Below are 26919 nucleotides of genomic sequence, written 5' to 3' on the forward strand. Positions count from 1 at the left end.
CAAGCAAGAGGAGGATTTGTTTGCTGAAATTATTGCGTTTTTTGCGGCCATACCGTTATATGGTCGCCATGACGATGTTTTTTATGTTGCTGCAATCGCTGGCGAATTTATATTTGCCAAACCTGATGTCCCATATCGTCAACGAAGGGATCGTCAAGGAAGACACGGCCTATATCTGGAGAACCGGAGGCTGGATGCTGCTAGTATCCGCCGTCGCGGCTGCTTTGTCCGTCGCGGCGAGCTATTTGGCTTCCCGCTCTGCTTCCGGCTTTGGCATGCGGCTGCGCAGCAGCGTGTTTAGCCACGTCGAACGTTTTTCGTTGCAGGAGTTCGACAAGCACGGGACGGCCTCGCTCATTACCCGGACGACCAATGACATTACGCAAGTCCAGCAAGTGCTGAACATGATGCTGCGGATGCTGGTGATGGCACCAATGATGTGTTTTGGCGGAATCATCATGGCGCTGTCGAAGGACGCGGAGCTGTCTCTCGTCATCATCGTGGCGATTCCGATTTTGGCATTGGCGATTTTTTTGATCGGTTCAAAAGGGATTCCGTACTTCAAAGCAATGCAGGGCAAAATCGACAGGCTGAATCTCGTGCTGCGCGAGTCGTTGACCGGAATCCGCGTCGTGCGGGCGTTCAACCGGACGGAGCACGAGCGGGAGCGGTTCGACCGTGCCAATGAAGATTTGACGGCGACGGCGATCAAAGCCAACCAGATCATGGCGGGGATGATGCCTGTCATGATGCTGATGATGAACGTCACGTCGATTGCCATCATCTGGTTCGGCGGCTTGCGGATCAGCGCCGGGCACATGCAGGTAGGCGACCTGATGGCGTTTTTGCAGTATGCGATGCAAATTTTGTTTTCGCTGATGATGGCGTCGATGATGTTTAGCATGGTGCCGAGAGCTTCGGCTTCGGCGGTGCGCATTCACGAGGTGCTCGCGACAGAGCCGATCATTGTCGACAGGGAAAAGCCAGACCCATCTGGCGCGGGAAAAGGCGGGCAAGTCGCTTTCGAGCAGGTGACGTTCCGCTATCCTGGCGCAGAGAAGCCTGCACTGTCTGAGCTTTCTTTTACCGCCAGGCCCGGCCAGGTGACGGCGATCATCGGGGGAACAGGCGCAGGAAAAACAACGCTGGTCAGCCTGATCCCGCGCTTCTATGACGTCGAGAGCGGCAGCGTCCGCGTCGGTGGCGTCGATGTGCGCGAGTGGTCGCAAAGCGAGCTGCGCTCCCGCATTGGCTTTATCCCGCAAAAAGCGCTGCTGTTTACGGGGACGATCGCAGACAACATCCGCTACGGAAAAGAGGAGGCGACAGACGAGGAAGTCCGCCATGCCGTAAGCGTGGCGCAGGCAGCCGAGTTTATCGCGAGCATGCCGGACGGGCTGGATACCGTCCTCGCCCAAGGCGGGCAGAACCTGTCAGGCGGGCAAAAGCAGCGCCTCTCCATCGCCCGTGCGCTCGTCCGCAAGCCGGAGGTGTACATTTTTGACGACAGCTTTTCCGCCCTCGACTTCAAGACAGATGCGAAGCTGCGGGCTGCCTTGAAGCAGGAGACAGGGGATGCGACGGTTATCATCGTCGCGCAGCGGGTCAATACCGTGATGGACGCCGACCAGATTATCGTGTTGGAGGAAGGCAAAGTGGCGGGAATCGGTACACACCGCGAGTTGCTCGCCACCTGTAGCGTGTACCAGGAGATCGTCAAATCCCAGCTAACGGAGGAGGAAATCGCATGAGTGATGGACAACAACGTCCTCCCCAGGGACGACCGGGAGCCGGACCAGGGCCGGGAGGGCAGCGTCCGATGGGCTTTGGCGGGCCTGGATTGCTGACGATGCCTGGGCAAAAGGCCAAAGATTTCAAAGGCACGCTGCGCCGTCTGCTCGGCTACTTGAAGCCGCACCGCTTCCGGCTGTTCATCGTCTTTTTGACGGCAGCGGCAAGCACCGTCTTCGCCATTCTCAGTCCAAAGCTTTTAGGGGATGCGACGACGACGATTTTTGCCGGGTTCATGGGCAAGCTGAAGGGAGTGCCGGGCGCAACGTTTGACTTTGCCGCTATTTGGCAAATCATTTTGACTTTGATCGGGCTGTATTTGTTTTCCGCGCTGTTTGCCTATATCCAGCAGTATTTGATGGCGAAAGTCGCGCAAAAGACCGTCTATGCGCTGCGCAAGGAAGTCAACGAAAAGCTGGCGAGACTGCCGCTGAAATACTTTGACGAGCGCACGCACGGCGAAATCATGAGCCGGGTCGTCAATGACGTGGATACGATCAGCGGCACGCTGCAACAAAGTCTGACGCAGATGATTACCTCGATCATTACGCTGGTCGGCGTCATTGCGATGATGCTTTCGATCAGTCCGCTGATGACGGTCATTTTGCTTTTGACCTTGCCGCTCAGCGCAGTGGCAATCAAACAGGTGGCTTCTCGTTCCATGCCGCACTTCAAAGGACAGCAGCAGGCGCTCGGCGAGCTGAACGGACACGTCGAAGAGATGTACACGGGCCACAAGCTCGTCAAGGCATTCGGCCGGGAAAAGAGCGCGATCGAAAAGTTCGACGCGATCAACGAAAAGCTGTACCAGTCTGGCTGGAAGGCGCAGTTTATCGCCGGAATCATGATGCCGCTGATGATGCTCGTCGGCAATATCGGCTTTGTGCTCGTCTGTGTGGTGGGGGGCGTGCTCGTTACGCGCGGCAGCATCGCCATCGGGGACGTGCAGGCGTTCATCCAGTACGCCCAGCAGTTTTCCCAGCCGATCACGCAGACGGCGAACATTGCCAACATCATCCAGTCTACGCTCGTCTCGGCGGAGCGCATTTTTGAAGTGCTCGATGCGCCGGAGGAAGAAACCGATGCCGTTTCCGCTGCTGGCCCGGCCCGCATGCAAGGGCATGTGAGGTTTGAACACGTCTCGTTCGGCTACAAGGAAAACGAGCCGCTCATCACCGACATGAACATCGACGTGAAGCCGGGCATGACGGTCGCCATCGTCGGTCCGACTGGCGCTGGCAAGACGACCTTGGTCAATCTGCTGATGCGCTTTTACGAGATCGGCGGCGGCCGGATTACGGTAGACGGCCGCGATATTCGCGACCTGCCGCGCGGCGAGCTGCGCAGCCAGTTCGGAATGGTGCTGCAGGATACGTGGCTGTTCAACGGCACGATCAAGGAAAACATCGCCTACGGCAGAGCAGGGGCGACTGAAGCGGAAATCGTGCAGGCGGCGAAGGCAGCGCACGCGGACCATTTTGTGCGGACGTTGCCGGAAGGGTATGAGACGGTGCTGAATGAAGAGGCTTCGAACATTTCCCAGGGGCAAAAGCAGTTGCTGACGATCGCGCGCGCGTTCCTCGCCGATCCGGCGATTTTGATTCTCGATGAGGCGACGAGCAGCGTCGACACCCGGACAGAGCTGTTGATTCAACAAGCGATGGCGGGACTGATGCAAGGGCGCACGAGCTTTGTCATTGCGCACCGCCTGTCGACGATTCGCGACGCCGACCTGATTCTCGTCATGAACAACGGAACGGTGATCGAACAGGGCACGCACGAGGAACTGCTGGCGCAGGACGGCTTCTACGCGGATTTGTACAACAGCCAGTTTGCGCAAGGCAGTGAGACGCAGGTTAGCTAGCGAGGGTAAAAATGTACGGGCGGCCCAAGGAAAGCAAGAAGCCGGAGAGGGGGCGGGGCGTCCGGACGGTTAGCGTCGCGTACGCAGAAATAGCGAAGCGAAGGAAACGGTCTCCCGTACATGGTTTTGTCATCTACGCTAACCCCACGGAAAATACGCTACTCTGTGGTGGGTGTCTTTTTGCAATAATGCCATGGAAAAGCGCTACGGGCTTGTTTGTTCTGTGGTGCTTTTCTTTTTCCGATAACGCCACGGGCACGTAGTCTGTGATGCTTTTTCTTTTCATGATAGCGCCACGGACATGTAGTTCTGTGGTGCTTTTTCTTTTCCCGACAGCACCACGGACATTCAATGTGCGCACAGGGGACGGCATGCAAAAAAGAGCAGACTGCCGAGACGCTCTCGGAGTCTGCCCTTTGTGGGTGGGTGCTGTTACGAACTTATTTTGTGTCGCGCAGTTTACGCGTTTACTGGTTTGCCTTCGTCCAGCAGTTGGCGAAGAACGGTTTGCAGAATACCACCGTTGCGGTAGTAGTCTACGTCTACCATGGAGTCGAGACGAACGATGACGTCGAACTCGAACTTGCTGCCGTCTTGTTTGGTTGCTTCTACTTTTACGCGCTGGCCTGGTTGAACATCGTTGGAAAGACCCAGGATGCTGAAAGACTCAGTTCCGTCGATACCCAGCGACTTCCAGCTTTGGCCGTCAGCGAATTGCAGAGGCAGCACGCCCATACCGACGAGGTTGGCACGGTGGATACGCTCGAAGCTTTCGGCGATAACGGCTTTGATGCCGAGCAGGAAAGTACCTTTTGCTGCCCAGTCGCGGGAAGAACCAGTACCGTACTCTTTACCAGCCAGTACAACGAGTGGAGTGCCGTCTGCCTGATACTTCATGGAAGCATCGTAGATGGACATTACTTCGCCGGTTGGCAAGTATTTGGTTACGCCGCCCTCTGTGCCAGGAGCCACTTGGTTGCGAATACGGATGTTGGCAAACGTACCGCGCATCATAACGTCATGGCTACCACGGCGAGCACCGTAAGAGTTGAAGTCTTTGCGCTCTACGCCGTTTGCTTGCAGATACAGACCTGCAGGGCTTGTAGGCGAGATGTTACCCGCTGGGGAGATATGGTCGGTTGTGACGGAGTCGCCGAACAGAGCGATTGCTTTCGCTGCTTTGATGTCTGCGATCGCTGCGATTTCACCAGCAAGGTCTTTAAAGAATGGCGGCTCTTGGATGTAGGTGGATTTTTCATCCCACTCGTACAGGTCGCCAGTTGGAACGTCGATTTTGTTCCAAGCTTCGTTTTGCGTGAACACTTGACCGTATTCGGCACGGAACAGGTCTGGGTTCATGGCTTTGCTCATTGCTTCCGAGATTTCTTGCGGAGTTGGCCAGATGTCTTTCAGGTAGACAGGCTCTCCGTCTTTGCCAGTGCCGATTGGCTCTGTAGTCAGGTCGATGTCTACAGTACCAGCCAGTGCGTAAGCGATAACCAATGGAGGAGAAGCGAGGTAGTTCGCTTTTACCTGCGCATGGATACGGCCTTCGAAGTTGCGGTTACCGGACAGTACGGCTGCTACAGTCAGGTCTTCGTCTGCGATTGCTTTGCTGGTTTCCTCTGGCAATGGACCGGAGTTACCGATGCAAGTGGTGCAACCGTAGCCGACTACGTTGAATCCGATCGCATTCAAGGAATCAATCAGACCAGCGTCAGTCAAGTATTGGGTAACGACGCGGGAACCTGGAGCCAGGGAGCTTTTCACGAAAGCAGGCTTTTTCAAACCTTTTTCCACTGCTTTTTTCGCCAGGATACCTGCACCCAGCATTACGCTAGGATTTGATGTATTGGTACAGGAAGTAATCGCTGCGATTACGACAGAACCGGTTTTCAGCGTAGCGGTTTCACCGTTTGCATAAGTAACAGGTGCGCTTGCTGCGATTTTCTCTTCGGACAGACCAAAACCGCCTTTGTCGATCGGTGTGCGCAGGCTTTTGTTGAAGGATTCCTTCATCGCAGTCAGTTCTACGCGGTCTTGCGGGCGTTTTGGACCAGCCAAGCTCGGTACGACTGTGGACAGATCCAGTTCCAATGTTTCGGAGAAGATTGGGTCTGGAGTGTCGTCGGTACGGAACAGACCTTGTGCTTTGGTGTAAGTTTCTACCAGAGCGATCAAATCTTCGCTGCGGCCAGTTTGGCGCATGTAGTTGAGCGTTTCAGCGTCTACCGGGAAGAAGCCCATGGTAGCACCGTACTCAGGAGCCATGTTGGCTACAGTCGCGCGGTCAGCCAGCGAGATGTTGGACAGGCCAGGTCCGTAGAACTCCACGAATTTCCCTACTACGCCTTTTTTACGCAGCATTTGGGTAACAGTCAGCGCGAGGTCGGTTGCAGTTGCGCCGGCATTCAGCGTGCCAGTCAGTTTGAAACCAACGACTTCTGGCGTTACGAAATACAGCGGTTGGCCGAGCATTCCTGCTTCTGCCTCGATACCGCCAACACCCCAGCCGAGAACGCCAAGACCGTTAATCATGGTAGTGTGGGAGTCAGTACCTACGAGAGAGTCAGGGAAAGCAACGAGTTCGCCGTCTACTTCGCGAGTAGCGATCACAGTTGCCAGGTACTCCAGGTTTACTTGGTGAACGATACCAGTTGCCGGAGGAACCGCACGGAAGTTGTCAAACGCTGTTTGCGCCCAGCGCAGGAAGCGGTAGCGCTCTTGGTTGCGTTCGAATTCGAGCTTCATGTTGTTGTTCAGGGCATTCGCGTTACCGAAGTCGTCAACCATGACGGAGTGGTCGATTACGAGGTCAACCGGTACGAGCGGGTTGATTCGCTTTGGATCTCCACCAGCGCGCTTCATGGCGATACGCATCGCTGCCAGGTCAACTACAGCCGGTACGCCGGTGAAGTCTTGCAGAACGATACGAGCTGGCATGAGCGGTACTTCTTGGTTTTCGTCGCGGCCTTTTGTCCAGGTCGCCAGTTGTTGTACGTGTTCTTTGGTGATCGCACGGCCATCGAACTGACGTACAGCAGCCTCGAGCAGAACTTTAATCGAGAACGGCAGCTTGGAAACGTCGCCGAGTCCTTGTTCTTCCAATCCTTGCAGGCGATAGTACGCGAAAGACTTGTCGCCTACTTGCAGGGAAGATTTCACATTGTAAGCATCTTGTTTAGCCAATTTATACAACCTCCCTATTGTAACTTGGGGTTTCGTCTGGTGAAACGTAGTTTCGTTTCTCTCATTACGAACTTATTATACTCGATTTGTTTCCCGGCTTCTACCCCAAATTCATCATTTATATACAAAAATCATGGGAGAAAAAACAGACGCGCTTGTTTCGCGTTGTATTTAATGAAGGAAAAATATCCAGACTTCATGTATTATCCCGTTTATATTTCGTTTACATTCATCCGTTATTGTTTCTCTTGCGGGCAAAAAGGGCGCAGGGGACGCCGACGTCAACCTCTGCGGCCGTTTGCAGAAAGGAGAGGCTGCCTGTGACACCTTTAACCTCCCATCCGCTCTTCAGGAGCAGCTTGGAATCACCCCTGGGAGATGCGCTTCGCCAAAGCACCGGAAAGCGAAGGAGGCAAGCGCAACGAAGGGAAGCGTCAGACGTAAACAATAAGAAATACGCACACATAAAAATGGGCAAGGAGTTAAGCAAATGAGAGAACAAACCAACGACAATCGTACTAAACTGGGAAACTGGCGCCCGTTTTTTCAATTAATCATGCAGACGAAGCCGTCCAAGCTGAAAATCGGTGTCGCGCTGTTCATGAGTGTGGCGACGACACTGGTCAGCCTGGTCATTCCGCTGTTTACCAAAGACCTGGTGGACAGCTTTACGCTCTCGTCCATCAGCCGAGGCCAAATCGTGCTGTTAATGGTCGCCTTCATCGCGCAGGCCATCGCCAGCGGGCTGTCCATCTATTTGCTCAACCACGTCGGCCAGAGCATCGTCGCGGCTCTGCGCGACCGACTGTGGAAAAAGCTGCTCGTCCTGCCCGTCTCCTATTACGACAACCACCGGACAGGGGAGACGATCAGCCGGATGACGAATGACACAGGAGTCGTCAAAGGACTTATCAGCGAGCACCTCGCCAGCTTTTTCACCGGAATCATCGCGATTATCGGCTCCGTGGCCACGCTTTTGTACCTGGACTGGCAAATGACGCTGACCATGCTGATCGCCGTTCCGCTGTCTGTGGCGATTCTCGTGCCGCTGGGCAGACAGATGTACAAAATTTCCAAAGGGCTGCAGGACGAGACGGCGAGCTTCACGACGATCATGAATCAAGTGTTGTCAGAGGTGCGGCTTGTCAAGGCGTCGAATGCCGAGCCACATGAGTACGAGGCAGGGAAAAAGGGAATTGCCAACCTGTTTCGCTTCGGCCTGAAGGAAGGCCAGGTACAGGCGATGATCGCGCCGTTGATTTCGTTTGTGCTGATGGTTTTGCTCGTCGTCATTATGGGCTACGGCGGAATGCGCGTCGCTTCGGGAGCGCTCTCCGCCGGCGAACTGGTCGCGTTTATTTTGTACCTGGTGCAAATCATCATGCCGATGGGGCAGTTCACGCAATTTTTCACCCAGTTGCAAAAGGCAATGGGCGCGACGGAGCGAATCATTGCTACACTAGAGGAGCCGGAAGAGGATCACCAGAGCGGACGTACCGTGGAAAATGCCGCCTTGCCGATTGTAGTGGAGAACGTGAGCTTTTCCTATGAAAACGGGGAAAACATTCTCGATAACGTCAGCTTCACGATTCCGGCCGGGAAGGTGAGTGCGATTGTCGGGCCGAGCGGCAGCGGCAAGACGACCTTGTTTTCCTTGGTCGAGCGCTTTTACAAGCCGGATAGCGGCGTAATCAGGTTGGGCAGCGATCCGATCGACGCGTTTTCCCTGGCGTCCTGGCGCAGCAAAATCGGCTACGTCTCGCAAGAAAGCCCGCTGATCGCCGGCACGATCCGGGAAAACATCTGCTACGGCATTTCCCGCGAGGTGACGGAAGCAGAGCTGAAACAGGCCGCCGCCATGGCCTACGCGGATCAGTTCATCGACGAACTGCCGGACGGCTACGAGACGCAAGTAGGCGAGCGGGGCGTCAAACTCTCCGGCGGACAGCGCCAGCGCATCGGCATCGCCCGCGCCCTGCTGCGCGATCCGCAAATTTTGATGCTCGACGAGGCGACGTCCAGCCTCGACAGCAAATCGGAAATCATCGTGCAAAAAGCGCTGCAAAATCTGATGAAGGGACGCACCACGCTCGTGATCGCGCATCGGCTGTCGACGGTGGTGGACGCGGACCAGATCATCTTTTTGGAAAAAGGAAAAATTACGGGCATGGGGACGCACGAGCAACTGTTTGATTCGCACGACATGTACCGGGAGCTGGCCAGCCAGCAATTGCTGATGAAAGAAAGGATGCTGACGACATGACCAGAATCATGGTAGTGGACGACGACCCGCACATTCGCGAACTGGTGCGCATCTTTTTGCGCAACGACGGGTTCGAGATCGTGGAGGCGGAAAACGGCGTCGAGGCGCTGGAAAAAATGGAGTCGCCCGGCGCGGACCTGGTCGTGCTCGACATCATGATGCCGCAGATGGACGGCTGGGAGCTGTGCCGGCAGTTGCGCGAGCACTACGACATTCCGCTGCTCATGCTGACGGCAAAAGGCGAGACGGCGCAAAAAATCAAAGGCTTCGAGCTGGGGACGGACGACTACCTCGTCAAGCCGTTTGAGCCGGCGGAGCTTTTGGTGCGGGTAAAAGCGTTGCTCAAACGATACAAGATCGCCGCGTCGCACAAGGTGCAGGCAGGGCTGTTGCAGCTCGACCGCAAAACGTTTGAAATCGTGCAGGACAGCCGCTCGTGGACGATTCCGTTAAAAGAATTCGAGCTGTTGTTCAAGCTCGCGAGCTACCCGGGACAAACGATCCCGCGCGAGCAGTTGATCGAGCAAATCTGGGGCTACGACTTTGAAGGCAACGAGCGGACGGTAGACGTGCATATCAATCGGTTGCGGGAACGTTTTCCGGAAGGGGAGTACGGCTTTCGGATTCGCACCGTGCGCGGCCTTGGCTATCGGCTGGAGGCAGACAAATGAGCAGAGAGCCAAGTGAAAAGCCAAGGCACAAATCCGGGCGAACGATGCCTTTGCACAAACACATCGGGCTGAAGCTGCTTGCGACTGTTGGAATCTTTGCCTTGCTGATGCTCTGCGGGGCAGTAGCTTACTGGAGCACAGGCCTCTTTTACCGCTATACAGGGCTTGCCCCGAGCGACTTTGTGCAAGCGGTGGTCCACGCAGTCGTCAGCTTTTGCTTTTTTATCCTCGCAGGGTTCACGATTTCCCACTTCATCCGCCCCCGGCATGTCGAGCTGTTTCAACTGCTGATCGACGCCTTGAGACGAATTGCCAAAGGAGACTTCAACGTCAATCTCGACGTCAAAATGGAGCGCCAATGGGGGCAGTTGGTGGAGGGCATCAACCATATGGCCGAGCAATTGCAGGCGATGGAGCAGATGCGCCAGGAGTTCATCTCCAACGTTTCCCACGAAATCCAGTCGCCGCTGACCTCGATCAGCGGATTTGCCCGCGCGCTGCAAAACGAGAGCCTGAGCCTGGCGGAGCGTCGGCACTACCTGGAGATCATCGAAATGGAGAGCAAGCGTTTGTCCAAAATTAGCGACAACCTGCTCAAGCTCACGTCGCTGGAGGGCAAGCACCATCCGGTCGAGCGCAAGCGCTATCGGCTGGACCAGCAGTTGCGTAGCATCATTTTGGCCTGTGAGCCGCTCTGGCTGGAAAAGGAGATCGAGCTGGAGATTGAGCTGGAAAAGGCGGAAATCGTCGCGGACGAAGACATGATGAGCCAGGTGTGGAACAACCTGCTCAGCAACAGCATCAAGTTCACCGAGCCTGGCGGCAAAATCAGCGTCAAGCTGCAATCGCTTCCCGGAGGCGCACAGGTGCAAATTTCCGATACGGGCATCGGGATCGCCAAAGAAAATTTGGAACGGATTTTCGAACGCTTTTTCAAGGAAGACAAGTCGCGCAACCGCGCCAAGGGCGGCAGCGGTTTGGGGCTGTCGATCGTGAAAAAAATTCTCGATCTGCACCAGGCGACGATCTCCGTGCAAAGCGAGCAGGGGCGCGGGACGACGTTTACGGTGACGTGGCAGGGGGAGTAGGGTCCTGTCCTCAAAGTGAGCAGAGCGCATTTAAAAGGCTGGGGACCTTTCTTGGCAAGCGACCTGGGATGAGACTTGCACGGCCGGGTGAGCAAGCGGCCGATTTTGGCTAGGCACTTCCTGCAAGGCGAACCGGGAGGCGATTGGATCATGAGCGGGTAGAGGAATTCATATAGCACCCCGCCACCCAAACGAGCCGATGCAAACAGCGATCACCCTCTGCCTCTATATAATGAAACAAGACCTTGAGGACCGACACCTCTCAAGGTCTTGTTCGCATAGGCAAGAAGTCAGTTTTCGCCGTTTTCCGTTTACGCCCCAATGTACTTCGCATGCAGCGAACGGGCCACGCTGATCTCATCCGTTCCCTGGACGAGCACGCGTCCGTCCGGGAAGGCGACGAGCGTGTACGAGTCGACGTGGAAGCGGAGCAAAAATTTGTTTTGCTCAATTTTCCCGAGCGGAGCAAGCCGCTTGGCGAGGGCGTCGAGGTCGAGGGAGGCAGAAGCTCCGGGCGAGATTTGCACCGTATCCCGTCCGCAGAGCGAAACCGCTTGTCCATCCTGCGTCTCCGGCTGCAAAAAAGCATACTCGTGCTTGCCGCACGTCGGGCAGTCGCTGCGGCGAGCATTGGCCACCTTGATTTGCGTGTGGCGATTTTGCCAGATTTCAAAATGCTCCAGGTTCAAATTGAGCGCATCCGTGGCTCCGACCAGCAGCTTGAACGCTTCGGTCGCCTGGTAGGAGGCGACGATGTGGATGATCGGACCGATGACCCCGGCGGTATCGCAAGTCGGCATTTCCCCCGGATTCGGAGCTTCCGGGAACAGACAGCGCAAACACGGCGTAATGCCGGGGCGGATGGTCGTAAACGTGCCCGTCGCGCTCACCGCACCGCCGTACACCCAAGGAATCCCGTGCTTCACGCAAACGTCGTTGACCAGATAGCGCACTTGAAAATTGTCTGTCGCATCGAGCACGAGATCGACGTCACACAAAAGCTCCTCGGCGTTGTAAGCAGACAGGTCGGCGACGATCGGCTCAATCGTGACTTCCGAGTTGATTTTCGTCAGCTTGGCATGGGCCGCCATCGCTTTTGGCAAATGCTCGGCGGCGTCTGACTCGTCGTAGAGCATTTGTCGCTGCAGGTTGCTCGGTTCGACGAAATCGCGGTCAATGAGGCGCACAAAGCCGACTCCGGCGCGGACCATATGATTGGACAGCACCGTTCCGAGCGCGCCCATCCCGACGATGGCGACGCGGCTTTGCAACAGTTTTTCCTGGCCGCTGCGCCCGATCGGGTGAAACAGGAGCTGGCGGGAATAACGTGTATCCAAAGCGGTTACTCCTCCTTTCCTTCCGACATCGCCAGCGGATTCCACGGGCCTTGCTGATGGCCCTTCCATTCGCTGCCGTCCTCCCACATTTCTTTTTTCCAGATAGGGACGATTTGCTTCAGTCTTTCGATGGCGTAGCGCCCGGCTTCAAAAGACTCGTTGCGGTGCGGCGTTGCCACCGCGACGACGACGGCGATTTCTTCCACGGCCAAATCGCCGATGCGGTGGTGCATGGCGACTTGTGCTCCGGGCCAGCGTTCCTCGATCTCGGCTGCGACCTGCTTCATTTTTTCCACAGCCATTGGCTCGTACGCTTCATAGGACAGGTAGACCGTGCGCTGACCGTGCGTAAATTCGCGTACCGTTCCGACAAACGTCAAGATGGCGCCCGCGTGCGGGTTGCTCACCAGCCGCACGAGCTGGTCGGCAGACAGCGGCTCGCGGGTAATGGCAAAGCGCGGCACTTCCTCTCCGCCGCTGACAGGCGGCAAGAGCGCGATTTCGTCATCCGGGCTGATGACGCGATCAAAAGCAGCGTACTCGTGATTCATGGAAACAAAACAGCTACCGAGCAACGGCGCAAGCGCCGGATACTGCTCTCCGACTGCTTGCAGGAGGTCGCGCACGGTTGCCTGTTCTGGCAAAGTCAGTTCGATTTCGCGGACGTTGGCCCGCTCGGCCAGTCCGGCAAACAACAAGATGGTGATCGTCAAAGCAATTCCTCACTTCCGATTGGGATGACAGTTGTCTATGGGTTGACGATATCACAATCCGGCACGGATGCCAATGCGCGAAGGGGCTTGGGGACTTACGGAGCGAAGCCTTGTTGGCTTACGTACAGCTCGTCTTCCGCAAACACGCGCCGCAGCCGATCGTACACGAGTCGATAGGCGTCCGGCTCCGCCCATGCTTCCAGCCCCAACTCGGCAAAAAGTGAGGGAACCCCGTTTTTCTTCGTACGCTTGCCGCCGCTGCCGTCGCCCATGTAAAAATCGTCAATGCAAACCCGTCCGACCAGCGGCCGCAGCAGGTCGGGAAAAGCTTCGCTGCTCGGCAAGACGGGTGCGATCGTCGCCTGTGTCGGGACGCCAGCCGCAGCCAATTCCCGAAGCGCCCGCAGCCGTGCGGCAATCGGAGGCGCTTGCGGCGAGAAATGTTTGCGGATTTCCTCCAGGTCCGTTTCCACCGTCATGCTGACGCGTACTCGCTCGCCCAGGCGGAGCAGCAGGTCCAGATCGCGCGTGACGAGCGGGCTGCGGGTCTGGACGAGCAAAAAGTCGGGCGGATGCTCCACCATCACTTCGAGTAGCGAACGCGTTACCTGCTCCCGATATTCAACGGGCTGGTAAGGGTCAGTGCTCGACGACATGAAAATGGAGACGGGCCCCTTCGCTTTTGCCCGCTGTAGCTCTTTGGCGAGCAGCGCGGCGGCTCCCGTCTTGATATCGACCCACGTCCCCCATTCGTGCCCGCGAAACAGCGAGACGGGCATCTGCCGCACATAGCAGTAAGAACAGGCGAAGGAGCAGCCCGTGTACGGATTGAGCGAGTGCGTGTAATCGGTCAAAAATCCGGATCCTTTATTGAGCAGCGTTTTTGGTTGCTTGTAAAAGAAAGTGCTGTTCACTTTTGTCCCTTCTTATTTTGCGTCGTGAAAAATGATCCCCAGACTGTACCGCGTTCCCTGGGTGATCGTGCTGACGCCGTGGCGCAGCGTCGTTTTATAATAGCCGCGCGCTCCGGCTACAGGGCGATAGGCAGTCGGAAAAATCAAGCCTGCCCCCTGTTCCAAGGTTATCACATGTCCTCTGCTTTGCGCTCGCGGCCGTTGTTCGATCAGCAAAAATTGTCCGCCGCAAAAGTCGCTTTCCTGTTGGCTCAGGACGAAGACGACCTGAAAAGGAAAAAACACGTCGCCGTACATGTCCTGGTGCAGACAGTTGTAGCTGCCGGCCTCGTATTTCAGGAGCAAAGGCGTCGGGCGGGCCTGCCCGTGCTCGTGGCAACGGGCGAGAAAGGCGGACAGCGACGGAGGGTAGGCAGGCTGCTGTCCGAGCAGTGTGTTCCAGCGATTCGCCGTTTTGGCCAGCTCGGGATAAAAGCCCTCGCGCAACTGCTCCACTATGGGCGGCAGGGGAGCTTGATAATAACGGTACTCTCCGCTGCCGAAGCGGTATCGCGCCATGTTGATCGTCGCTCGGAAAAAGCGGTCTTCGCGATAGGTGGCGATCAGCTCCTGGCATTCTCCCGGTTGCAAGACGGGAGGGAGGACGGCAAAGCCTTGCTCGTCCAGACTGTGTTGCAACTGCTCCCAGGGGAGTAGGGCGATGCGTTTTGTCAGCGGCTCAGCCATGCTGCATCCCCCTTGCAAGACTTCCTTTTTCGAGCGCAATCAGCGCTGTTTTCATGTCCAGGCCGCCGCGATAGCCGGTGAGGCTGCCGTCTTTGCTGACGACCCGATGGCAAGGGACGGTCAAAAGCAGCGGATTGGCTCCGATCGCGGCTCCTACGGCCCTGACGGCGGCAGGCTTTTTGATGTGAGCGGCAATCTCGGAGTAAGTCGTCGTCTGCCCGTATGGAATGCGGCACAAAGCGTCCCAGACAGATAGCTGAAACGGCGTGCCCTCCAGATCGAGCGCAAGCGAGAATTGCTGCCGCGCCCCTTGCAAATATTCGCTGATTTCCGCCACATAGGGGGCGAGCTGCTCGTGATCCTGGACCAAAACATGGCCGGGTCTGCGACGAGCGAACCAATTGCTCACCTCTGCGAACGGGCCGTTTTGGGAGCCGACGAAGCATAGCCCTTTGGCTGTGGCCGCGAGATGCAGGCTCCACTCTTGCAAAATGACTTTTGACCAGTAAACATGTTGTTTTTCCTTCATTGTGACAAACGCCTCCAGACCTTATCGTTTCCAGCACGCTTGCTGGTTGTTGTACGCACAGTATAGCTTCACCGCGGCGTTTTTGTACGAATTTGCGAGTAGAACAGCAAGATAATGAAGGAGAAGACGCATGCTACAAGTAGCTGGAGCAGTTGGCAGCGATGTTTCCATTGCTTTTCGCAAGCCGCGGGAGTAAGGTAGGAGTAGACAGATGACCGGTTTCAGCCAGGCTTTTCGGCTGTTTAACGGGATCGCATAGATGGAGGACGGATAGTTGCATGAACGATCAACTGACGCATTTTAATGAACAAAACCGTGCGCGGATGGTAGATGTCTCGGAAAAAGACATCACAAAACGGGAGGCTGTGGCAGAGAGCAAAATCGTCATGAAGCCGGAAACGCTCGCCCGCATTCGCGAAGGACGGGTAGAGAAAGGGGATGTGCTGGCAGTCGCACAGGTAGCGGGCGTCATGGCAGCGAAAAAGACGTGGGAAATCATCCCGATGTGCCATCCGCTTCCTTTGACCGGGATCGACATTCGCTTCGCTTTTGAAAACGAGACGACGCTTGCCCTGGAAGCATGTGTGCGGACGACGGGAAAAACGGGCGTGGAAATGGAAGCTTTGACGGCTGTCAGTGTCGCAGCTCTTACGGTGTACGATATGTGCAAGGCGATGGACAAAGGCATGGTAATCGGTCCGACTTGCTTGGTGAGCAAAACAGGCGGGAAAAGCGGCGATTTTCGTCGGGGAGAGAACTAAACCATGAAACAGAAATGGCAATCCTATCCGAGCAGCATTCGTCTTCTGGCGATTGCTGCGATCATTTTTTCTACCGGAATGGCTTGTATTTGGCCGCTTGTCACCATCTATATCCACGATTATTTAGGGAAGCCGCTGACCGTAGCGGGCTTTTTGCTGTTATTGAACCAGGGGGCTTTTTTGATCGGCAGCATCGCAGGTGGCATGCTGTTCGACCGTTGGGGGAAAATGCGCACGATCGTTTTTGCCTCGATCGGCGTCATTCTGATTTCCGTCGGGCTTGGCGTCACGCATGACTTTACGCTGTACACGATCTTGCTGTTGCTGAACGGGCTGTTTTACGGCACGCTCTCTCCGGTGATGAATGCACTCGCTGTCGTGCTGTGGCCGGAAGGCGGGCGCAAAGGGATCAACATGATCTACGTCGCGCTCAACGCCGGGGTGGCGGCTGGCTCTGCCCTCGGCGGCTTGCTGGCGAGCATTTCGTTTGCCTGGACGTTTTTTGGCAACGCGATCTCGCAAGTCATCGTGCTCGTCATGTTCGTGCTCATTTTGCCTCGGCAGCTCAAGGCAGTCGCAGAGCGGGGCCATCGGGCGGAGCAAGCCAATACCGCAGGCACTCCCGCCGCTGCTGTCCAAAGCGCTGCCAAGCCGAAGCCAGTTGAGGCGCTTTCGCCGCTACAGCAACTGCCGACGAAAAAAGTGGCGTGGGGCGCCCTACTGCTCTTGTGCAGCGGGCTGTTAATCAGTTGGATTGTCTACGTCCAGTGGACGACGGTGTTGTCGACCTACATGCAATCGTTGGGCATTTCCTTGCGTCAGTACAGCTTGCTCTGGACGATCAACGGCGGCCTGATTTTGTTCGGCCAGCCGCTGATCGCCTGGGTCATTGGCCGCTTCGCCCGCACGCTGCGAGCGCAGATGCTGCTCGGCTCCTACGTGTTCGTGCTGTCGATGCTGATTTTGTCGCAGACGACCTCCTACGCCGGCTTTGTCGCCGGGATGTTCATCATGACGCTTGGAGAAATGCTCGTCTGGCCGGCCGTGCCTGCCGTGGCAGCAGAGTTTACGCCACAGGGGCGAGAAGGCTTCATCCAAGGGCTGATCTCCGGCACAGGCTCTGCGGGACGCATGCTCGGCCCATTGCTCGGAGCGGTCATTTTCCAGCATTTTCAGGCACAAGGACTTTTGTACATCATGGCGGGGCTGGCGCTAATGTCTGTCGCGTTTTTCGCCCTGCACAGCTCGTTTCAAGGCCGCACCCGAAAAGTGCCAGCCGCGACCGTAGAAAAGATGTAGCCAGGAAAAATTCGCGGGCCTCGCGAAGCGTCTTGACACGTTCGGAGCCCGCAATGTAGTATGAAGAAGATTAAAAACAGTATATTCCGTGTGATTTACTTATGAAGAGAGGCGGAGGGACTGGCCCTATGAAGCCCGGCAGCGGATCTGCGCGCTTGCGCGTTGCAGATGCTGTGCCAATTCCAGCAGGATAATTCCTGACAGATAAGGACGTGACCAAGCTGATCTCCCCCTTTTTCTGTACGGAAAGAGGGGGTTTTTGCTGTACATTGGCCTAAAAAGAAAGGAACTGAAGACAGATGCGCATCCAACCTTCCGACATGATTGATCGGCTCCCGACCCAGTTTTTTGCGACATTGGTGGCAAAAGTAAACAAAGTCATCGCTTGTGGGCATGACGTCATTAATCTGGGCCAAGGAAACCCGGACCTGCCTACGCCGCCGCACATTGTGGAAGAGCTGAAGGCACAGGCAGAAAATCCGCTGCATCACAAATACCCGCCGTTTTCCGGCCGACTGGAGCTGAAGCAGGCAGTCGCGCACTGGTACAAGCAACAATTTGACGTGGACCTCGACCCGGAGGAAGAGGTGGCGATCCTGTTCGGAAGCAAAACCGGCCTCGTGGAAATTTGCCAGGTGCTGATGAACGCAGGCGATGTGGCACTCGTACCGGACCCTGGCTACCCGGATTACTGGTCCGGCGTAGCGGTCGTAAACGGCCGGATGTCGATGATGCCGCTGACGGCCGAAAATCAGTTTTTGCCTGACTACAGCAAAATCCCGCAAGCCGATTTGGACCGCGCCAAGCTGATGTTTTTGAACTATCCGAATAACCCGACAGCGGTGAACGCCCCGTTTGAATTTTACGAGGAAACCGTCCAGTTTGCGCGCAAGTACGAGATCGTCGTCTGCCACGACTTCGCGTACGGCGCGATCAGCTACGACGGCAAAAAGCCTGTCAGCTTCATGCAGGTGCCGGGGGCAAAAGAGGTGGGCGTGGAGTTTTACACGTTGTCCAAAACGTACAATATGGCCGGCTGGCGCGTAGGCGCGATGGTCGGCAACCGCGAGCTGGTAAGGCTCATCAATCTGATTCAGGACCATTACTTCGTCAGCCTGTTTGGAGCGGTCCAAATGGCCGCAGCCAAAGCGATGACAGACTCGCAGCAGTGCGTCCGCGATCTGGTAGCCGTCTACGAAGGCCGCCGCAATGCGCTGTTCTCCAATCTGCACCGCATCGGCTGGCAGGCCCCGCCATCGCAAGGCTCGTTTTTCGCCTGGCTCCCCGTCCCGGCTGGCTTTACTTCGGTGGAGTTCTCGGATTTGCTGCTGGAAAAAGCACATGTAGTCGTCGCACCAGGCGTCGGCTTCGGCCCAAGCGGCGAAGGCTACGTTCGCGCCGCCCTGCTGTCGGACGAACAACGCCTGGCCGAAGCGGTTCAGCGGATCGAACAGTTGGGGCTTTTTGCGAAAACGAAGTAAGTAGGAGAGCGGGTGACCACACTTCCTGGGGGTGGGGAGTGTGGTTTTGTTTTTGGGGGCTGCGTTGCGTGAGACTGCCGGGGGTGCGTTGGTCGGTTGCTCGCGTATCTCAGGATCATCCATGTTTCCCCATGTTGACCTGCGCTTGTCTGCGTTGCCCCCTTGCCCGCGCCGTCCACTGCCCACGCTTTATCACCTGCTTGTCAATCCATTACCAGTCGAACCCCCCTCCCGCACCATAAGACGTGCAGTAGTAATAAAAATCATTCTCATCGTTGACAGATAATGATTTTCATTATACGATGTTAATGATAATTGATCTCATCAGGAGCGGGAGGGTACTATGCGCTATCAGATTAACGGTTACACTGACATGTACACGGTGATCGCCAACGAGCGGAAGATCGGTGGAGCCATTGAAGCAGCTCAAGTTCGACTGCGCACAGGAGAGGTTTTCACCAATGTGGTTCTCACTCGTTTGGAAATGTCAGGTGCGCATTTTTGCTCGATCGGCTTCGTGACAGAAGAAGGCAAGCGGCTGATTGTGCATGTGGACGACATCAGCATGATCGCAGACGCGCGCCACGTCAATGTATGTGAGCTTGCCAATGAATGCATGCGGGCTGAAAAGTGCGCAGAGCGCCTGAAACGCCTGAAGCGTCTCTGTGAACTGAACGAAGGAAGCTGTACGCCTACCTTCCAGGAAGAAGCGCTGCTTTTGGCAGAAGACATCGGGCTGGAGGAAGCGCGTTCTTATGTGGATTTGTCCTTCCTGCCGCAAGTGGAAAAAAAGCGGGTTGTCCGCATCGCGTAGAGTGTTCCCATCGAATTACATATTCGCCCCTTTCCCTTTTACAGCGGAGAGGGGCTTTTTGCGTCTGGTAGGCGGCGGTGCTGCAAAAAACGGATGAAGCTGGTCACCGGATAAGGCAAGAGGTCATCCTGACGATAGACGAGGCAAATATGTCTGCGGTTGACGTAGCCAGGCAGCTCGCGAATGACCAGCTCGCCCGTTTCGCCTTCGCGCACGACGCTGCGATAGGGGAGGATGCTGACGCCCATATTGTGCTTCGTCGCTTCCTTGATCGTCTCGATCGCCCCAAGCTCCATGCGCACTTGCCAGCGCAACTGGTTTTCCTGGGCCCAGCGTTCGGCCAGCTCGCGGGAGGTGGAGCCGGCTTCGTGGATGAGGAACGGCTCGGATTGCAAATCGGCCAGTTCGATTGTCTTTTTTTGCGCCAGCGGATTTTGCGGAGAGAGAACCAGACGCAGCTCGTCCGCCAGCAGCGGAATGACGTGCAAGCCTTCCTGGGGCTGCATGGACAGCGAAACAATAGCCAGATCAATTTCGAAGTCGCGCAGCAGCTCCATGAGCGGCCGCGCTTTTTTTACGGTCAAAATCGGCAGGACATGCGGGTACTCCGCCTGGAATGCGGCGAGATAAGGGGGGAGAAAGTAGGTGGCAGACGTGTAGCTCGCCCCGATTTTCAGCGTGCCTCTGCCGCCGTGACGAAACTCCTCCATGATCTGCCCGGCTTCTGTCAGCAAGGTGGACACTCTTCTGGCATACGGCAACAAAGCATTCCCCGCTTCGGTCAGCCGAAAATGCCGCGGCTGCTTGTAGAACAGCTCCACACCGAGGGCGGTTTCCAGCTTTTTAAGGTGAAAGCTGACGGTTGGCTGCTTGATCCCCAGCGCCTCGGCAGCTTCCGTCAACGACTTGCACTGGGCGGCTACAGCGAACACACGCAATTGCTGAATATTCATCGGATCGCTCCCTTCCGCCCTCAGTATAGATATTCTCTATGGATCTATCAATAAACATAGACTCTATTTAACACAAGCTTAGCATCCGGTTTACTTTCCCCTCACACAAATCGCGTACAGTTGTCGGTAGGAAATGAAATGGGAGGGAAATCGGAATGACCAGGAAAAATCGGCAACAAAAATGGACAGTAGCATCGCTGCTCGTCTCCACTACCTTGCTTTTTGCGGGATGCGGACAAGGCACTTCCCCATCGACGGCGACTTACGCAGCGGCTTCGACCTTGGTGGGCGGCGGTTTCGTTGTGCTGCTCATCGTCATCGTCGAGCTGTTGTTTCAGCCGAAAAAATGGAAAGCAGGGAGAGAACAAGCTTGAAGCCGATTTTGGAAGTGCGAGGCGTACAAAAATCGTTTGGCAGCTATGCCGCTTTGCGCGGAATCAACCTGGCCGTGCGCAGCGGAGAAATCATCAGCGTCCTGGGACCATCCGGCTGCGGGAAATCTACGCTCTTGCAAGTAATCGCCGGACTGACCCGGCCAGATGTCGGAGAGGTGCTGCTGAGAGGGGAACAGGTGGCGTCGCCCTCGCGGCTGGTCCCCCCGGAAAAGCGCAATCTCAACATGGTGTTTCAGGATTACGCCCTGTGGCCGCACATGAGCGTCTACGCCAATATCGCGTACGGACTCCAGCGCAAAAAAATGAAAGCAGATTTGATTCAGGCCAAAATCGCCGAACTGGTCAAGCTGTTGCGCCTGGAAGGGCTGGAGCAACGCTTGCCGCCGCAGCTTTCAGGCGGTCAGCAGCAGCAGCGCTGCGCGGAAATCTGGAGCAATGGCTGCTCGATCAGCATGAAAAGAAAGAGCAAACGGCTGGCGAAAAATCATGGCTGAAGTTTGCCGCCGGATTGCCGCACTACATCCAGCACGGGCCGTACTTGTTCGTACACGCGGGTATCCGCCCGGGAATTGCGCTCGCTTCCCAGCAGCCTTACGATCTGCTCGCGATCAGAGAAGAGTTTTGGCACAGTCAGGCGCAGTTCGAGCGAGTGGTTGTATTCGGGCACACGCCCACACATCGGATGGGAGCCGCACCGGGGGAAATCTGGATACGGCCAGACCGAATCGGCATTGATACCGGAGCGAAGCACGGACTTCGTTTGACGCTGGTGGATTTGACCTGTCGCAAGAGCTATTCTTGCTCGACCAAAGAAAAAGGGACGTACACGGATTTTCGCATGGCGGCATGGGGTAAAAATGAAGGTTGCGAAAACTAGGGAGCAGCGCTGATGCAAGCAGCAGCTTCGATCGAACAATCGCTCGACATAGTCAAAACCTATCTGCTCATAGCTAGCGGGGATTGGACTTTGCCTGGCGTCAGTGATAAAACAAGAATAAGCAAAATCAAGGGGGAACGGAACATGGAGTACTCATTTTCAAAATCAGTTGACGCATTATCCTCCTCGGCTGTCCGGGAAATCTTGAAGCTGACCCAAGGCAATCAAGTGCTCTCGCTCGCAGGTGGACTGCCAGCCGAGGATTCTTTTCCTATCGCAGCTATGCGTGAAGCTTTCAATCGGGCATTCGATTTGGGGGCCAAATCTTTGCAGTACGGTTTGACTGACGGATACATTCCGCTTCGCGAGTGGGTTGCCTCACGGATGAAGCAAAAACATATGAACGTAGGCCAGGACAATATGTTGCTGACCACCGGCTCCCAGCAGGCCGTCGACTTACTGTGTCGAGTCTATTTGGACGAAGGCGACGTCGTGCTGGTAGAAAATCCAACGTATCTGGCTGCGGTCCAATTGTTCCAATTTCGGGGGATTCGCACCATTCCGGTGCAAGGGGACGCAGAAGGGATGGATCTGGACGATCTCGCGCAAAAAATCGCCCAGTATCGCCCGAAAATGGTCTATGTCATTCCGACTTTTGCGAATCCGACCGGGAAAGTATGGAGCCTGGAACGTCGCCAAGGCTTGCTCGCCCAGTGCAAAGCGAACGACATTCTCATTCTGGAGGACGATCCGTACGGCGAAATCCAGTTTGACGGAGAAGCTCCGTACCGTTCCATTTTCTCGCTCGATGAGCACCCGACAGATTCCTGTGTCGTGTACACGAGCACGTTTTCCAAAATCGTCGCGCCTGGTCTGCGGACCGGCTGGGCTATCGGCGACAAGCGCGTCATCCAGATGATGGTCAAGGCGAAGCAAGCCGTCGACTTGCAATCCAGCACGATCGACCAGATCGCGCTCCATGAACTGCTCTCCCAATTCGATCTGGAAGGCCACATCGAAAAAATCCGCGCTTCCTACAAGGAGCGGATGGAGTGGATGAACGAGCTGCTGCTCGCCCAAAACTGGGAAGGCGTCCGCTGGGAGAAGCCAAGGGGAGGCATGTTCCTCTGGGTGAATTTGCCCGAGCATGTGGACGCGGAAAAACTGCTGGCCCGCTCTGTGCAAGAAGGCGTGGCATTCGTCCCGGGCAAGCCGTTTTACGCAGATGAGCCGCAACACAATACGATGCGCCTGAACTACACGCTGCTCAACCGGGAAGACACTCAACTGGCAATTTCCAGACTTGGCAAAGCATTTACAGCATACAGTCAAAGCCTGGTGACACAGTAGCAGCGTCTTTCGCCCGCGAAACCGTTTCGCGAACGACAAGAAAGCTCTGCCCAAAAAGACAATCATGCCAAAAAAACTGGCTGGTTGTCTTTTTTTGTTTCTGATGTTCCGCAAATGAAAGGGCCAGCCCCGCAGCCCCCGGCTTCGCCAAACGCAACGCCATGGCGAAGCCAAAGCTTCCGGGAACGGCTAGACAGCCAGCTCCCTCTCCACCCGATCCAGCCACTCGTGCACCAGCTCGGTAAACAGCGCTGGCTGCTCGATTTGCAGGTTGTGTCCCGCGCAGTCGAGAACGGCAAAGGAGCTGCGCGGATAGTGAGGCAGCAAGCTCCAAGCGTCCTGGTAACCGACGATATGGTCTTGCTTGCCCACGACAAACAGGCTCGGATGGGAAAAAGGCTGCGTGTCGAGCGGGAAGGAGAAGCCGTACGACGTTTTCAGTCTTTCCAAAAAAGGGAAGTTCGCGATGTGGTATCCGCTCATAATCTCTGTTTTGTAACGCTCCCATGTTTCATTCGTCGCCACGACGGCCATGGACGCAAACTCGGTGCGCTCCGTCTCGGTCAGCTTGTCCCACAGCAGTTTGTCTTCCACGAGAAGCGCTTTTTCCGGCAAGGTGCGCAATTTCATTTGCGGAATGACGCTCGGGCAGATGAAAAGAGCGCCTTTTACTTGTTCTCTGCGCTTTTCGATCACGCCCCTGGCCAAAAAACCTCTGTAAGACTCTCCTGCAAGAAGAAAGGGCTTGCCGGACAACTCCCGATCTATCTAGTGCAGGACGGCCTTCAGCATGTCATCCGTGTTTTGCACGCTGTCGTAATTTTGCGTCTTTCCCATGCCTGGCAAGTCAATATACAGGCGGCGGAAGCCTTCGCGCTCCGCGAAAACAGGCTCCATGCAGCCTTGCATAATGCGGTGGTTGAGGGAAAAGCCGTGAAGCATCACAATCGGAAAGCCGGAACCGAGTTGTTCCTGATAAAACTGGACATCGTGAAGCGAATGACTCATAAAAACACCTCTTCCGAATAAGTTCAAGTCGAAGTATTTTGAAAGGGAACATTTGTTCTTATTATAATCTCATTTCTGGAAAAAGCAAGAGGAAGATTTGCAATATTTTTCCTGAAAAGACTGTCCAAGCTCCCCCACAAAAAAAGTGCCCATCGACGGTAAAGTCAAATGGACACGTTTTTTGCAGATGAAATGGCACTGTGAGCGATGAACTTCACAGGCGGCTGTCTGACTGAGCCACAAGCCGACTCTAGCCAGGCCGTTTTTTATTCTTCGGTTTCTTCCAGCGTGCAAATCGCGCTAGGGCGCTTGATGCGCAGCACGACGCACTCGTAAACGCGGAACAGGCTGTTCATTTGCTCGTCTCCGAGGAAAGCGGAGTCGAAGTCTTCCGCAATCGCCAGGTCCAGGTTGTGACGGCCCGTTGCCACCAGCACGCCGGAGCGGCCTTTGATGGTTGGCGATTGGTACACGCCGTCTGTGACGAGGTTGCGCACATGCTCGATCTCCAGCACGTTGGTGCCTTTGTGCACACGGTGCAGCAAGGAGTACAGCTCTGGAGACACAACGAGGGCATAAGGGCCGCTGTGGCCCATTTTCAAGAGCTTGTTGCGCGCTTCCACGATATCCGCGAACGCGTTGCCGGACTCCATCCAGTCGCTTTTCAGGTGAGTGAGGCGGCCTTTTACATTCATCAGGCCCGGCAGATCGAATTCAGCCGCTCCGTTGAAAATCAGGTCGTCTTCCATCAGGGCGCAGCCGGCAGCCGCGTTTGCAGCAGCACTCATGTCGAGCGGCATGCCGAGTGTGCGCGCTTGCGCCACGTCGCGCCAGTAGAGCATGAAGTCTTTGTACAAAATCGGAATCGTCATGCTCACACGGCGGCTAGGCTGTGTCATTTCCAGCGATTCGCCGCGCAGGGAGAGACCGCCAAAGCGGGACTCGTCGTACACGTCGTTCGTAATCGTCTGGATGCCTTCCCCGAGCGGACCGTAAATATCAATGAAACGACGTCCCACGAGTTGACGGCGCGCCATGTCGATTACAGTGGCATCCAACTGGCTCCATTCATCTTTCGTCAAAGGAGAGTCAGGGTATTTGCGAAGCTTGTCCATAGCGTAACCTCCAGGTCATATAAGATGGTTGTTTCCTTACAGTCCTTTCAGACTTCCTACTGTAAGCCCCTTTTTGCCGGAAATGTTGCCGGAAACGGCATGGGCAGGAGCGGAATGCTTGATGACGGAAGCAACACCGTGAGCAGCGGAAGCCGAAGCTTTCAGGTGATCCACCTGATGGATGTCGTGTCCCTCGTCGTGGTCAGTCAGATCGGGATGGGACCCGTCCGAAAAACGCTCGCTCAACGCGGCCATGATTTCTTTCACCTGCAAGTAGTCGGCGTGGGTTTTTTCGCGCATGCCGTCCAGAGTCTGGCGAGTTTCGTCATCTTGAAACTCGTACAGGGAAAGCTCCAGGTGCTCGCGGAAGTTATGCAGGCCAAAACGCTCCAGGTTCACATCCGACAGCATTTGCGAAAGCTCGCGGTCGCTCAGCTCGGCAAGCGTTTCTTTTTCGGACACTTTTTCCAGGTAAGGAACCAGTTCCTGGAGTCGTCCCATGCGCTGTTCTTCTTCTTCCAAAATGTGATGGTAGTACAAGCGTGTATGCTCGTCCTGGGCAGCGTCGATAATCGGCTGGATGATTCCCATAAAACGATTGATGTACCCTCTGGTTCGATCAAAAATGGCGTGCAGTTGTGTAATTTCTTGCACCCTCCGCCACCTCCTCATTCACGATCTATTTGTTCATTATACAGTTGGAAAAATGAACCGGGCAATACATATGTAGATATTCGGCGTTTTCTGTTCATATCTGGCGTTTTTTACGGGCAATGGCGAGTGAGACCTGTGGAGCAGCAAGGAGCTGTTAACAGTAGTTTTATATTTTTACAAAAAAGTTATCATGGAGAGTATTGTCAAAGCTAAATGGGAATGATAATATTTATCAATAAGAGTGATATTCATTATCAATTAGAAAAACAGAGAAACAGAACATACATTTTACACTCACTCAATTTAAGGAGGAAAACAGTTATGTCATCCATTTTAGTTATCGGCGGAGATCGCCTCGGTAATATCGTCGACTTGTTGCACGGGCAAGGATTCAAGGACATCCATCACGTGACAGGTCGCAAAAGCTCCCAAACAGGCGTGAAAATCCCTGCAGGCATCCACATGATTCTGGTGCTGACTGACTTCGTGAACCACAACCTGGCGAAGACAGTGAAAAACCAGGCGAAGGACCGCGAGCTGCCGATCGTATTCTGCAAGCGTTCGTGTTCCGCGATTGCCAAAGCTTTCGATCTGACCGCGTAAATACATACCCGTTCAGGTGGACAGACTACTTCGTGAGTCTGATACCAACGGAGGAATGGCGTATGGAACAAAACCGTTTGAACGAACTGTCTATTGCGCAACTGACGGCCGTGCAGTTGCAACAATTGAAAGAGGCAGAGGAACAAATCAATTCCGAAGGTCAAAACGTATATTTGATCGCATTTGAAAAACAATCCCCGTCATCCTAGACGGGGTTTTTTCTTTTCCCATACTTTTTTGCTGGGCAGTTGCTTCTTTATTTAAAGACGTACTGCTCCAGTTGCGCTTTCAGGGCGTCAATGCCGATGGCAAAGCCCAAACATTGGCTGGATTGAATGATAAAGGCATTGAGCCCCACAACCTCGCCGTTCAGGTTGATGAGTGGCCCACCACTGTTGCCGGGGTTGATGGCGGCATCGGTCTGGAAAATTTCTTCGTACATTCGCTTGGCAACCTGAAGGCGGCGGTTTTTGGCGCTGATGATTCCGGCAGTTACAGAGTTTTCCAATCCAAGTGGAGAACCG

At 55.3% G+C, this 26919-nt stretch carries 25 protein-coding genes, 1 pseudogene and 1 riboswitch; of the genes and pseudogenes, 15 read left to right on the plus strand and 11 right to left on the minus strand.

All coding sequences use genetic code 11. The annotated features are described in order from the left end of the window. Window positions 1-20: 20 nt before the first annotated feature. Both AC27IT_RS21830 and AC27IT_RS21835 read left to right on the plus strand, forming a co-directional pair. Window positions 21-1751: an ABC transporter ATP-binding protein gene (locus AC27IT_RS21830; protein ID WP_007783136.1), complete on the plus strand. Its 1731-nt coding sequence runs from the start codon at window positions 21-23 to the stop codon at window positions 1749-1751. Window positions 1752-1819: 68 nt separating this feature from the next. Continuing rightward, window positions 1820-3655 carry an ABC transporter ATP-binding protein gene (locus AC27IT_RS21835; protein ID WP_197186957.1) on the plus strand — a complete coding sequence of 612 codons (1836 nt, stop codon included), beginning with the start codon at window positions 1820-1822 and terminating at the stop codon, window positions 3653-3655. A gap of 459 nt (window positions 3656-4114) precedes the next feature. On the opposite strand, the gene acnA is transcribed toward AC27IT_RS21835, so the two are convergent. Next, window positions 4115-6844 carry an aconitate hydratase AcnA gene (gene acnA / locus AC27IT_RS21840; protein WP_487092093.1) on the minus strand — a complete coding sequence of 910 codons (2730 nt, stop codon included), beginning with the start codon at window positions 6842-6844 and terminating at the stop codon, window positions 4115-4117. A gap of 490 nt (window positions 6845-7334) precedes the next feature. On the opposite strand from acnA, the gene AC27IT_RS21845 reads away from it, so the two are divergent. Genes AC27IT_RS21845 through AC27IT_RS21855 form a run of 3 tightly spaced genes read left to right on the plus strand, consistent with a single transcriptional unit; the run spans window position 7335 to window position 10866 of the window. Continuing rightward, window positions 7335-9107, plus strand: coding sequence for an ABC transporter ATP-binding protein (locus AC27IT_RS21845; RefSeq protein WP_327945071.1), 1773 nt, complete (start codon window positions 7335-7337; stop codon window positions 9105-9107). Then, complete coding sequence (locus tag AC27IT_RS21850; protein ID WP_005828501.1) at window positions 9104-9778, plus strand: response regulator transcription factor; 675 nt, start codon at window positions 9104-9106, stop codon at window positions 9776-9778. Before AC27IT_RS21845 ends, AC27IT_RS21850 begins: the two co-directional genes overlap by 4 nt. Continuing rightward, the gene (locus tag AC27IT_RS21855) at window positions 9775-10866 is read left to right on the plus strand and encodes a sensor histidine kinase (RefSeq protein WP_007783147.1); all 1092 of its coding nucleotides are present in this window, start codon (window positions 9775-9777) and stop codon (window positions 10864-10866) included. Before AC27IT_RS21850 ends, AC27IT_RS21855 begins: the two co-directional genes overlap by 4 nt. A gap of 311 nt (window positions 10867-11177) precedes the next feature. On the opposite strand, the gene AC27IT_RS21860 is transcribed toward AC27IT_RS21855, so the two are convergent. From AC27IT_RS21860 to AC27IT_RS21880, 5 genes are all read right to left on the minus strand, one after another. Beyond that, window positions 11178-12203, minus strand: a complete 1026-nt coding sequence (locus tag AC27IT_RS21860; RefSeq protein WP_025843912.1) for a ThiF family adenylyltransferase — start codon at window positions 12201-12203, stop codon at window positions 11178-11180. A gap of 5 nt (window positions 12204-12208) precedes the next feature. Further along, window positions 12209-12916, minus strand: a complete 708-nt coding sequence (locus AC27IT_RS21865) for a molybdenum cofactor biosynthesis protein (RefSeq protein ID WP_005828506.1) — start codon at window positions 12914-12916, stop codon at window positions 12209-12211. Window positions 12917-13011: 95 nt separating this feature from the next. After that, a complete protein-coding gene (locus AC27IT_RS21870) occupies window positions 13012-13830 on the minus strand; it encodes an SPL family radical SAM protein (RefSeq protein WP_327945068.1) in 819 nt (272 codons plus the stop codon). A gap of 12 nt (window positions 13831-13842) precedes the next feature. After that, window positions 13843-14556 carry a 2OG-Fe(II) oxygenase gene (locus tag AC27IT_RS21875; RefSeq protein WP_290426130.1) on the minus strand — a complete coding sequence of 238 codons (714 nt, stop codon included), beginning with the start codon at window positions 14554-14556 and terminating at the stop codon, window positions 13843-13845. Beyond that, complete coding sequence (locus tag AC27IT_RS21880) at window positions 14549-15085, minus strand: methylated-DNA--[protein]-cysteine S-methyltransferase (protein ID WP_429776620.1); 537 nt, start codon at window positions 15083-15085, stop codon at window positions 14549-14551. Before AC27IT_RS21880 ends, AC27IT_RS21875 begins: the two co-directional genes overlap by 8 nt. A 278-nt stretch (window positions 15086-15363) precedes the next feature. Between AC27IT_RS21880 and moaC the strand changes: the two genes are divergently transcribed. From moaC to AC27IT_RS21900, 4 genes are all read left to right on the plus strand, one after another. After that, entirely contained in the window at window positions 15364-15846 is a 483-nt protein-coding gene (gene moaC / locus AC27IT_RS21885; protein WP_005828514.1) for a cyclic pyranopterin monophosphate synthase MoaC, read from the plus strand. A gap of 3 nt (window positions 15847-15849) precedes the next feature. Next, window positions 15850-17145 (plus strand): MFS transporter, encoded by a 1296-nt coding sequence (locus AC27IT_RS21890; protein ID WP_026557876.1) that lies wholly within the window; start codon window positions 15850-15852, stop codon window positions 17143-17145. Between the two features lie 96 nt (window positions 17146-17241). Next, window positions 17242-17356, plus strand: a riboswitch (SAM riboswitch). Between the two features lie 88 nt (window positions 17357-17444). After that, on the plus strand, window positions 17445-18626 hold the full coding sequence (locus AC27IT_RS21895; protein ID WP_487092094.1) for an aminotransferase class I/II-fold pyridoxal phosphate-dependent enzyme: 1182 nt from the start codon (window positions 17445-17447) through the stop codon (window positions 18624-18626). A gap of 343 nt (window positions 18627-18969) precedes the next feature. Beyond that, window positions 18970-19440 carry a hypothetical protein gene (locus AC27IT_RS21900; protein WP_005828520.1) on the plus strand — a complete coding sequence of 157 codons (471 nt, stop codon included), beginning with the start codon at window positions 18970-18972 and terminating at the stop codon, window positions 19438-19440. A gap of 38 nt (window positions 19441-19478) precedes the next feature. Here AC27IT_RS21900 and AC27IT_RS21905 read toward each other — a convergent pair whose 3' ends face one another. Continuing rightward, window positions 19479-20393, minus strand: a complete 915-nt coding sequence (locus AC27IT_RS21905) for a LysR family transcriptional regulator (RefSeq protein WP_487092095.1) — start codon at window positions 20391-20393, stop codon at window positions 19479-19481. Window positions 20394-20548: 155 nt separating this feature from the next. On the opposite strand from AC27IT_RS21905, the gene AC27IT_RS21910 reads away from it, so the two are divergent. From AC27IT_RS21910 to AC27IT_RS21925, 4 genes are all read left to right on the plus strand, one after another. Continuing rightward, complete coding sequence (locus AC27IT_RS21910; RefSeq protein WP_007783161.1) at window positions 20549-20767, plus strand: hypothetical protein; 219 nt, start codon at window positions 20549-20551, stop codon at window positions 20765-20767. Then, entirely contained in the window at window positions 20764-21282 is a 519-nt protein-coding gene (locus AC27IT_RS21915) for an ABC transporter ATP-binding protein (RefSeq protein ID WP_487092096.1), read from the plus strand. The genes AC27IT_RS21910 and AC27IT_RS21915 overlap by 4 nt, the downstream gene beginning before the upstream one ends. Window positions 21283-21296: 14 nt before the next feature. Beyond that, window positions 21297-21665, plus strand: a complete 369-nt coding sequence (locus AC27IT_RS21920) for a hypothetical protein (protein ID WP_431809829.1) — start codon at window positions 21297-21299, stop codon at window positions 21663-21665. Window positions 21666-21809: 144 nt separating this feature from the next. After that, a complete protein-coding gene (locus AC27IT_RS21925; RefSeq protein WP_431809830.1) occupies window positions 21810-23015 on the plus strand; it encodes an aminotransferase-like domain-containing protein in 1206 nt (401 codons plus the stop codon). A gap of 189 nt (window positions 23016-23204) precedes the next feature. On the opposite strand, the pseudogene AC27IT_RS21930 reads toward AC27IT_RS21925, so the two are convergent. The 3 genes and pseudogenes from AC27IT_RS21930 to AC27IT_RS21940 all read right to left on the minus strand — a co-directional run bounded on the left by AC27IT_RS21930 (window position 23205) and on the right by AC27IT_RS21940 (window position 25792). Then, window positions 23205-24023 (minus strand): annotated as a pseudogene (locus tag AC27IT_RS21930) (alpha/beta fold hydrolase). A 266-nt stretch (window positions 24024-24289) separates the two neighbouring features. After that, window positions 24290-25138, minus strand: a complete 849-nt coding sequence (locus AC27IT_RS21935) for a family 1 encapsulin nanocompartment shell protein (RefSeq protein WP_007783173.1) — start codon at window positions 25136-25138, stop codon at window positions 24290-24292. A 36-nt stretch (window positions 25139-25174) separates the two neighbouring features. Then, complete coding sequence (locus AC27IT_RS21940) at window positions 25175-25792, minus strand: IMEF encapsulin system ferritin-like cargo protein (RefSeq protein WP_007783174.1); 618 nt, start codon at window positions 25790-25792, stop codon at window positions 25175-25177. Between the two features lie 321 nt (window positions 25793-26113). Between AC27IT_RS21940 and AC27IT_RS21945 the strand changes: the two genes are divergently transcribed. Next, window positions 26114-26395: a DUF2325 domain-containing protein gene (locus tag AC27IT_RS21945; protein ID WP_005828113.1), complete on the plus strand. Its 282-nt coding sequence runs from the start codon at window positions 26114-26116 to the stop codon at window positions 26393-26395. Between the two features lie 62 nt (window positions 26396-26457). After that, window positions 26458-26604, plus strand: a complete 147-nt coding sequence (locus tag AC27IT_RS21950) for a hypothetical protein (protein ID WP_283858024.1) — start codon at window positions 26458-26460, stop codon at window positions 26602-26604. Between the two features lie 47 nt (window positions 26605-26651). On the opposite strand, the gene AC27IT_RS21955 is transcribed toward AC27IT_RS21950, so the two are convergent. Beyond that, window positions 26652-26919 (minus strand): S1C family serine protease (locus AC27IT_RS21955; protein WP_487092097.1); only part of this gene is annotated, 268 nt, incomplete at its 5' end.

Source organism: Brevibacillus sp. YAE8, assembly GCF_057543335.1.

Excerpts from the sequence above, each read along its gene's own strand:
- AC27IT_RS21835 (WP_197186957.1), top strand. The coding sequence starts at position 1,820 with ATGGGCTTTGGCGGGCCTGGATTGCTGACGATGCCTGGGCAAAAGGCC.
- AC27IT_RS21875 (WP_290426130.1), bottom strand. The coding sequence starts at position 14,556 with ATGGCTGAGCCGCTGACAAAACGCATCGCCCTACTCCCCTGGGAGCAG.
- AC27IT_RS21900 (WP_005828520.1), top strand. The coding sequence starts at position 18,970 with ATGCGCTATCAGATTAACGGTTACACTGACATGTACACGGTGATCGCC.
- AC27IT_RS21925 (WP_431809830.1), top strand. The coding sequence starts at position 21,810 with ATGGAGTACTCATTTTCAAAATCAGTTGACGCATTATCCTCCTCGGCT.
- AC27IT_RS21950 (WP_283858024.1), top strand. The coding sequence starts at position 26,458 with ATGGAACAAAACCGTTTGAACGAACTGTCTATTGCGCAACTGACGGCC.
- moaC (WP_005828514.1), top strand. The coding sequence starts at position 15,364 with ATGAACGATCAACTGACGCATTTTAATGAACAAAACCGTGCGCGGATG.
- AC27IT_RS21945 (WP_005828113.1), top strand. The coding sequence starts at position 26,114 with ATGTCATCCATTTTAGTTATCGGCGGAGATCGCCTCGGTAATATCGTC.
- AC27IT_RS21890 (WP_026557876.1), top strand. The coding sequence starts at position 15,850 with ATGAAACAGAAATGGCAATCCTATCCGAGCAGCATTCGTCTTCTGGCG.
- AC27IT_RS21880 (WP_429776620.1), bottom strand. The coding sequence starts at position 15,085 with ATGAAGGAAAAACAACATGTTTACTGGTCAAAAGTCATTTTGCAAGAG.
- AC27IT_RS21845 (WP_327945071.1), top strand. The coding sequence starts at position 7,335 with ATGAGAGAACAAACCAACGACAATCGTACTAAACTGGGAAACTGGCGC.
- AC27IT_RS21850 (WP_005828501.1), top strand. The coding sequence starts at position 9,104 with ATGACCAGAATCATGGTAGTGGACGACGACCCGCACATTCGCGAACTG.
- AC27IT_RS21910 (WP_007783161.1), top strand. The coding sequence starts at position 20,549 with ATGACCAGGAAAAATCGGCAACAAAAATGGACAGTAGCATCGCTGCTC.
- AC27IT_RS21895 (WP_487092094.1), top strand. The coding sequence starts at position 17,445 with ATGCGCATCCAACCTTCCGACATGATTGATCGGCTCCCGACCCAGTTT.
- AC27IT_RS21935 (WP_007783173.1), bottom strand. The coding sequence starts at position 25,138 with ATGGACAAGCTTCGCAAATACCCTGACTCTCCTTTGACGAAAGATGAA.
- AC27IT_RS21855 (WP_007783147.1), top strand. The coding sequence starts at position 9,775 with ATGAGCAGAGAGCCAAGTGAAAAGCCAAGGCACAAATCCGGGCGAACG.
- AC27IT_RS21905 (WP_487092095.1), bottom strand. The coding sequence starts at position 20,393 with ATGAATATTCAGCAATTGCGTGTGTTCGCTGTAGCCGCCCAGTGCAAG.